This window comes from Holospora elegans E1, assembly GCF_000648275.1.
Classification (GTDB): domain Bacteria; phylum Pseudomonadota; class Alphaproteobacteria; order Holosporales; family Holosporaceae; genus Holospora; species Holospora undulata_A.
Genome location: NZ_BAUP01000125.1, coordinates 1 through 7,700, shown reverse-complemented (window position 1 = coordinate 7,700; position 7,700 = coordinate 1). Strand labels below are relative to the sequence as shown.

At 36.7% G+C, this 7,700-nt stretch carries 6 protein-coding genes; all 6 read left to right on the top strand.

The genetic code is table 11. From position 1 onward, the window contains the following. The first annotated feature begins 323 nt into the window (after window positions 1-323). The 6 genes from HE1_RS05250 to HE1_RS05230 all read left to right on the top strand — a co-directional run bounded on the left by HE1_RS05250 (window position 324) and on the right by HE1_RS05230 (window position 7,014). Window positions 324-2,036, top strand: coding sequence for a secretin GspD/PilQ domain-containing protein (locus HE1_RS05250; protein ID WP_162480407.1), 1,713 nt, complete (start codon window positions 324-326; stop codon window positions 2,034-2,036). Window positions 2,037-2,087: 51 nt separating this feature from the next. Beyond that, window positions 2,088-3,884 (top strand): secretin GspD/PilQ domain-containing protein, encoded by a 1,797-nt coding sequence (locus HE1_RS05245; RefSeq protein ID WP_084491139.1) that lies wholly within the window; start codon window positions 2,088-2,090, stop codon window positions 3,882-3,884. Window positions 3,885-3,903: 19 nt separating this feature from the next. Continuing rightward, on the top strand, window positions 3,904-4,632 hold the full coding sequence (locus HE1_RS05240) for a hypothetical protein (RefSeq protein WP_035545470.1): 729 nt from the start codon (window positions 3,904-3,906) through the stop codon (window positions 4,630-4,632). Further along, the gene (locus HE1_RS05235; RefSeq protein ID WP_084491136.1) at window positions 4,599-5,726 is read left to right on the top strand and encodes a two-component system sensor histidine kinase NtrB; all 1,128 of its coding nucleotides are present in this window, start codon (window positions 4,599-4,601) and stop codon (window positions 5,724-5,726) included. The genes HE1_RS05240 and HE1_RS05235 overlap by 34 nt, the downstream gene beginning before the upstream one ends. A gap of 26 nt (window positions 5,727-5,752) precedes the next feature. Continuing rightward, window positions 5,753-6,100, top strand: a complete 348-nt coding sequence (locus HE1_RS06620) for a response regulator (RefSeq protein ID WP_084491133.1) — start codon at window positions 5,753-5,755, stop codon at window positions 6,098-6,100. A 143-nt stretch (window positions 6,101-6,243) separates the two neighbouring features. Continuing rightward, complete coding sequence (locus HE1_RS05230) at window positions 6,244-7,014, top strand: SPOR domain-containing protein (protein WP_035545468.1); 771 nt, start codon at window positions 6,244-6,246, stop codon at window positions 7,012-7,014. Window positions 7,015-7,700: the final 686 nt, after the last annotated feature.

Here is a 7,700-nt window from a genome sequence, read left to right as displayed (position 1 = left end):
GCAATAATCAATTTTTCGTCTCTGCCAAAGAGTTTTGCAAGAGTATAGTATGCTGTATTTTTTCGACCAAACCTGAAACACCATCGCCATGAATCTTGTCGACCGCGCCAATGACAACTTTTAACGCGTAATAATTCCTTTTTAGTAAAAAAAATTGTTGTAAAAATGTCGTATTTTTTTAAATATCACCACATTGCGGTAAGTTATACAATTTGTTAAAGATTTCTATGTACAAAACTCTATTTTTCATTTATCATTCCGTACCTTTGCGAATTCTTTTTTAACAATTGAAGCGATTATATCCGTTTGTTGCGGCTCTTTTTTTGGAAATATGGATTGGGGGCTGCAGTTCCCCGGTAGAAGAAATTAACGAAGTTATTGTAAAAAAGTTAGCGCCTATGCTCCCTAATTTTTTTTCTGTTCCTCAGTTTATGAGAATTTTAAAAGAAGAGGGGGTGAATAGTGTTTCACGCTACGTTAACAGTGCACTTCAGGTTGCCCCAAAAAACGCGGCTCTTCATTTTTTAAATGGGTTTTTGTATGAAGAAATGGAGCGTATGGGAGATAAAGGAAAAGACGCTCTTGCTGGTATTGCTTATAAAGCAGCCTATGGGTTAGATCCTAGCAACGCCCTTGGGTGTTATTTGTATGGATCTCATAAACTTCGATTAGGAGAGTACGCAGAAGCTCAACAGTTTTTAACATATTCTCATATGTTAAATCCAAAGTCTGTTGATACGTTGTATGGGCTTGCGTACAGTTCTTATTATTTACGAGATCTTCCTGTTGCACTTTCTTCTATTAGAAGTGCTTTAAAGTTGAAGCCGAATATGCCAGAAATTCAACGCGCAGCAGCTATCATTTTTGCTGCTTGTGGTCAAAAATCCGATGCTTTAAAGGCACTTTCTTGTTATGGTCGGTGCGTAAGAATAAATTCTCACCTTTATCAAAAAGTCAAAGAGCGAGTTGATCAGTGGCTGAGTATTGCTGCGTTGGCTCAAGAAAAATCTTCTCAATGCACTTCTGTTCCCAAAGAAAAACCTATTGCGGAGAGTAATGAACCGGAAAGTTTGTTTATTGATTGCTACATTGTGTTCATGCAAGACGAAACATATACATTGCAAGGAAATAATTTTTTAGAGCAATTAGCAGTAAGCGTTGGAAGCGGTTCTTTTGCTTTAGCGGGGGTGACTCGCAGTCTAAAAAGGACAACCTCTACAGGAAAAGTAAATCCTGTTACAGGAAGTTGGGGGAAAAGTTTTGCTTTTGAGGTTAATTCACTTGGCGCGACTTACAGTTTAAATATTGCAAACGCGCAGCAAAGATGTGTAGATTTGGTGGCGCGCCCCACTTTGACCACCATTGTAGGAAAAACTGCAACGTTTGAAGATGGTCTGGTTTTTTCTGCTGCTACTGAAGGGTCTAACGGCGGAGCAATTATTAACGTTCCTACTGGAACAAATATTTCTATTACCCCGCGGCAAATCACAGAATCTGATGAGGTAATTATGGATGTATCATTGGGAGCATCCACGTTTTCTGCAGCACCTGATGCAAATTTAAGTATTTCTGATCAGTTAGTAGAACGCACTATCGGCAGCACAACTTCTACTGCCAAAGCTTTAATAGGGCAAACCATTGTGATAGCAGGGTCTAATGAAATCGTAACCTCTTCGAATGAAACAGAGATGCCTGGTCTTGGCTCTATTCCCGTTATACAGTACTTTTTTAAACAAAGAACAAACAATCAAGTCAGAAGAAATATTCTATACTTAATAACTGTGCGACGTAGCATAGAAAAGAAAAAGAAAATTAGTTCGCTTTTAATCCCGTCGCAAGCTCAAACGTTATTAAAACGTACAGGATTTTGGTCCTTGGGAGAGCACACAACTATGTTTTATATTTTACAATTTTTAGAGAGGTCTCCTATATTTGCAGATTTTCGTTCTGGAGATTTAGCCGAGCCTATAAATGGCTTTTCTATTATGAGTCTAGAAGAAAAATTATCTACTCTTGCTCGGTTTTTGTATTTTTAGGAGATTATCTGTGTATTTTTGTTCAATTTTTGTAAGTTTTGGAGTTTTCTTATGAGCCGGTTTCTTAGATTTTTTTGTTGCTTTTGGACAATTGTTTCTGTAACGAGTTGCGACTTTTCTGAGTATGGGGAGTCCATTGTTAGGAAGAATTTAGCAGAGTTGCTCCAATATCACGCTGAGCTAGGAAAGGTATGGGATGCTATAGAGCAAGACGATCTTCAAAAAGCTTCTAAAGAAATGAACATAGCGTTACAGATTTCTCCTGAAAAACCTGTCTATCATTTAATCAATGGGTTAATTTACGAAAGTATTCCTCAAGATTTAGACCAACAAGGTCTTTCCAAAGCAGCATACCAGGCCGCTTACAATTTAGACCCTTCTCACTATCTTCACGCCTATCTGCTGGGGGTAAGTGAATTGGTAGATCGTCAATATCTAGAAGCTCAAACGCACTTGGCCAATGCGTTGATTTTAAATCCAAAAAATCCAGACATAATGTATGCTTTGGCTTATGCTTCTTATCATGTAAAAGATTTGGCTGTGGCACATGCTATGTTAAAAAGAGCGCTTGCGTTACGTCCTTTTGATAAAAAATTCCTTCGAGGAATGGCTATGATTTGCGCAGCTTATCGAAAATTTGATGAAGCAAAGCGTTACGCTCAGCAGTACAGAGTACAAAAGAACGTTGCCGCAGAATCTGCAGATATGCTAGATCAGCGCATTTGTGATTGGGAAAACGCCTATCGTCAGGTTCCTAAATTAACCAAAATTGACGATTCTTTTCTTCATTCTTCTCCTAGTGCCGCTACAGAGCCTGGGGCTTCAGATGTGTCCCCCGAAAATCAAGTAGAAGATGTCACCAGTATTTTTTTTGATTGCTATTCTATGCAGTACCAAGAAGTAGAGCGCGCTTTAAGTGGGCAAAATATTATGAATGTTTTACAGGTCGTATTAGGGACTACTACTTTGGCATCGGTGACCCGCACATTGGGAAGAGGTACCAATTCTAGTCATAGCGCTCCAGAAGCAGTGAATGGAGACTGGAAGAAAGATTTTGCTGTATCAGTATCTATGCCTTCGTTGAGGTATAGCTTGAATTTAGCCAACGCTCAAAAAGAAATGACAAGTATTTTGGCACGCCCATCTATTCATACGGTTCTTACTAAAAAAGCTACATTGTTTTCAGGAGAAAATTATACGGGAGGCGTTTCTGGTTCTACAGGATCTGCTGCAGGAAACATTGAGGCAGGAATTTCATTAGAGATAACGCCTCTTAGCCTATCTCCAGAAGGTGTCTTGACGATGAGTATACAATTTTCTGGGAGCTTCTTTACGGACAATCCTAATCTTAAGGCTGGTCTGGCTTCCCAGTTATTAAGTATCACTCGTTCTAGAGTGCGCACAACAGTAAAGGCAGTTATTGGACAAACTGTAGCGTTGGGAGGTATTTATACTAAGCAAGGTGCTCAAAGTTCAAACCGCACTCCGATTTTAGGAGATATTCCTATTGTTCAGTATTTTTTTGGAAGCAAACAAAACTCTGCCAGAGTTAACAGCGTTATTTACTTAATCACAGCCAGATTGGGGGGATCAGGACAACAACTTGGAAAAATTGAGCGAAAAAAGATAGAAAAAGCAAGGAAAGCTGTTCATAATCAGCTAAAGATGCGAGGGTTAATGTCCGTAGGAGAATTTTCCAATTGGTACTATATTTTTGGTCATCTTGAAAGTTCTCCGCTATTTCTTAATTTTCGATCTGGGGATCTTGAAACTCCTCAAACGGAACTTAACCAGGGAACAGATTTAGGACAACGATTACATCTTTTAGCAAGATTCCTTTATTTTTAACAAAAGGTTTCATAAAATCGTGGGAAAAAGATCCGAAATAAACACGTTCTTAAGTTTGTGTGGTGTTATTCATGCGGGAATTTTTTTGGGATATCCAGGGTGGATAGGAATTCGAATCTTAAGTTGTTTGATTTTTCTAACTATTTGCTTTCATTGTTTAGGAATTCGTTGGCTGTATGTAAAAAAAGATGGATATGTTTTGGGGATAAAGCCTAAAATTTTTCAACATAAAAAAGAAACGCTTCATAAAATGCTTCAGGGACGATGTGCGCATCCTAACGTTCTTTCTTTTAGGTTTAGTCCGGTCCAATTTTTAATTTTAGATAATGGAAGCAAAATTTTGTTACTGAGTCTAAATCTCTTCAAAAGAAATTTTTTAATTTGGATCCCTTGGTATTCTTGTGCTGAAAAGAAATGGATAAAAAGCTTCGTATGGAACCATCCCCTTCATGTTTGTGTTGTCGACGCAGAAGGAAAAATTCAATGGTTTAGCAAAAATTTGTTGCAATGGCTTGCGCTTCATAGCTCTTCGCTTTACAACCAACCTTTTTCTGTACTTTTTCAAACTTCTTCCCCAAGGTGGGAAGCCATCAAAAGTCGTCATATTGTTGTTCTTAGCAGCGGGGGTAAAGAAGATCGTGTTGCGCGTATTCACATGGATTATTTACTAAAAAAGCCAACATACAGTGTGTTTTATTTTTTCCTTGCGAGTATATGCATGCATACGAAAACGATCGTTTGTTTTTAAACGCTATTCCTTGTTCTGCAGTGCTAATTGATGCACATGGAGTTATTCGCAGTGCTAACGAAGAATTTCAAGGGAAATTTTTTAAATCCAATGACAACTATATGCCAGGAATTTTAATTCCGTGTTTAACAAAAGCATCTAAGTCCAAGCTTTTTACTGAATTGCAGCACGCTCGAAAAAGGGCTCAGCCGTCTTCGATATTTATGGTGCAACTAGAAAATCAGACTTCAAAAGAAAAGTTAGAAGAAATGTTTGCTTTTTTGCAACCTTTTTCATCCTATGATGACCAAGTACTCTTTATATTATTGCTGATGTCTGCTCCTTATACTTTGCCCCCTCAAGAACCATTGTCCCAGCGTATGGAGCTGTTAGGGCAAGTTGCCAGTGGTATCGTTCATGATTTTAATAACTTACTTACCGGAATGATTGGGTTTTGTGACTTGCTATTACAACGACACAGTCCCGGAGATCCTTCTTTTCAAGATGTTCAGCAAATAAAACATAGTGCGGTACGTGCTGCACGTTTAATTCAACATTTACTGGATTTTTCAAAATCCACTCCCAGTACAGAAAGAGTTTTTTCTTTGCAAGGATGTATTCAAAATTTAATGCCTTTAATTCAGCGAATCATTGGGCCAAAAATTTTTCTTAGCTTTCGTCACGATGCGCCATCAAGCACCATCTATGGAAACTTAGATATCATTGAGCAAATGATTTTAAATCTTGCTATTAATGCCAGGGATGCTATGCTTAACGGGGGGTCTTTAGATTTCACTTTAAGTACTTTTTCTGTAGAAACTCCTAAAACGCTTACGCAAGGAACGTTAGATATTGGGCAATACGTGTGTCTTGAAGTAAAAGATACCGGCGCAGGAATTCCTTTAGATATTTTACCTTATATTTTTAATCCTTTTGTTTCTTCCAAAGAGCACGGAACTGGACTTGGGCTTTCAAATATTGCAAAAACTGTCAAAGAGCTTAAAGGAGGAATTCATGTTCAGACGGAAAAAAATCGTGGAAGTATTTTTTCTATCTATTTACCTCTCCACAAAGGGGGAAATACTTCAAAAAACAAAAAGTTCAAAAATCTTTAACAGAACCAAATAAAGCAGAGGGAAAAATTCTTTTAGTAGAAGACGAAGATCCTATTCGTCTTTTTTCTTCTAGAGTGTTACGAGAAAAAGGATATGAGATTGTTGAAGCTAGAGACGGTATTCAAGCTTTACAAACCATCAAGAATCACGAAGACATTACGTTAATTATTACAGACGTTATGATGCCGGGAATTGACGGACCTTCGTTAATTTCAGAGGTACAGAAGCATGCTCCTCACATAAAAGCTTTGTTTGTTTCTGGGTATCCGAAAGAATCCATAGAGCTTTCTGGGAATTATTCTAATCGATATTTTTTACAAAAACCTTTTTCTCTTTCAGAGCTGGTTTCAAAAATTCAAGAAATTTTAAAATAAATCTAAAGAAGTTTAAGATATAATTTTTAGATAGAAAAAAAACATATTACTGATTTAAAAAATTATGGTTATTTTTAACTTAATTTGACACTTTATTTATTTGTGATAATATAAAGAATAAATTAATTAGTTTGATCGTAATCGTGAGCCGTTCTTTACGTTATAAAGAAAAAAATTATTCTCAGTCCAAGCCAGTGCTCTGGAAACGGTATCTTTTACTGGTAGTGTGTGGATTTATGGGGGGCGGATTGAGTGTATTAGGGTATTATTTTTTTTCAGTTTCGCAAAAAACGTCAGTTCCTGTCGTTCAAGGGTACGATTTTCCTGTTAGAACTTATGTTGCGCCTCAAGAGGAAAAAAATGTTCAAAAAATTTATGATTTAGATCAAGAGGAAGCACCAATAGTAGAAAAAATTTTACCTTATCAAGACTTTTCAAAAACTCCTGGTGAAAAAAAGTCAGATCCGGATTCTAATTCTCAAAACTTAAGTACAGAATCAAGCTCAAATTCTTATCCTAAAGACAAGAATTCACTTGAAGAGTCTTGTAAGAGAGATGAAAAAAAGAAAGCTTCTTCTGATGGCAGCGCTTTGGTCAAAGAAGTTTCTCCTAACTTGTTGAATAAACAGCCACCTTCTAGCAGCCTTGAGAAAAAAGAAGCAGCACCTGTGCATCTAGAAGAGGCCAAAAAACCAAGCCTTTCTTCTTGCGAACGCGCACAAATAGGTCCGGTATTTTCAGATTTAGCTCAGGCCAAGGAATTTTTAATAAAACTTAAAGCAAAAGCAGAAGGATATGATTTTGTTGTACAATGCAAGGCTGCAAAGGGAAAAAAGTTATATCGTGTGGTTACAAAAAAAGCATTGACGCCTCAAGAAATAAAAAAACTTTTAAAGCTTACGCCTTCTCTTTAACATTTATGGTAAGTTGTGTTTTCTTTATTTTTGTAAGAAATTTTAAACCGTAAGAGCTAAAAAAATTCTATACTAAGGGTAGTATAGGGGTTGGAGTAGACGTTTCCTGTGTATAGATGAAAAATATTGAACGGCGTAATGTACGCAATACGCCTAAAAAAGTCATAATAATGGTCCAATTTATGTTCTGAAAAGGATTTCAGGGGAACCTTAAAGGAAAATCTGCCAGAACTTAACATAATGTCCAGAAATACAATTGCTGTTTTGCTAAGCACTTGATTTCTGGAAATACGGGCGCAGTGTACGGAGGCTACGAAAAAAAATTGATGATAACGTTCTTTTTACTAGGGCTTGACAGATGCTTCAAAATTCTCTACCGTTTTATTCTTATTATTGCTTCTGACTTAAATCCAGTAGAGAGAAAATCAGGAAAGAAAAAAACACCTTAACTGCTATCGATAACTTCTTACCCAATCTTTGTGATTGTTTTATAAGTAATTTGCTATACAGATAGTATTTAAATTTTTTAGCAGTCCACAAAAGTTATATAATGGTGCTGTTGCATGATAGATTTTTAGGCGGAAAATTTTTATAACGGATCCTTTTTTATGATTTTTTATAAATTTAGATAAAGAAAGTCTTTAGACTTATAAAAATGTCCAGATTTAAAGCTCAATAAGTTGTTT

What these genes read in the sequence shown, in the direction of transcription:
- HE1_RS05245 (WP_084491139.1), top strand. Translation starts at nt 2,088, where the DNA reads ATGAGCCGGTTTCTTAGATTTTTTTGTTGCTTTTGGACAATTGTTTCT.
- HE1_RS05235 (WP_084491136.1), top strand. Translation starts at nt 4,599, where the DNA reads ATGCATGCATACGAAAACGATCGTTTGTTTTTAAACGCTATTCCTTGT.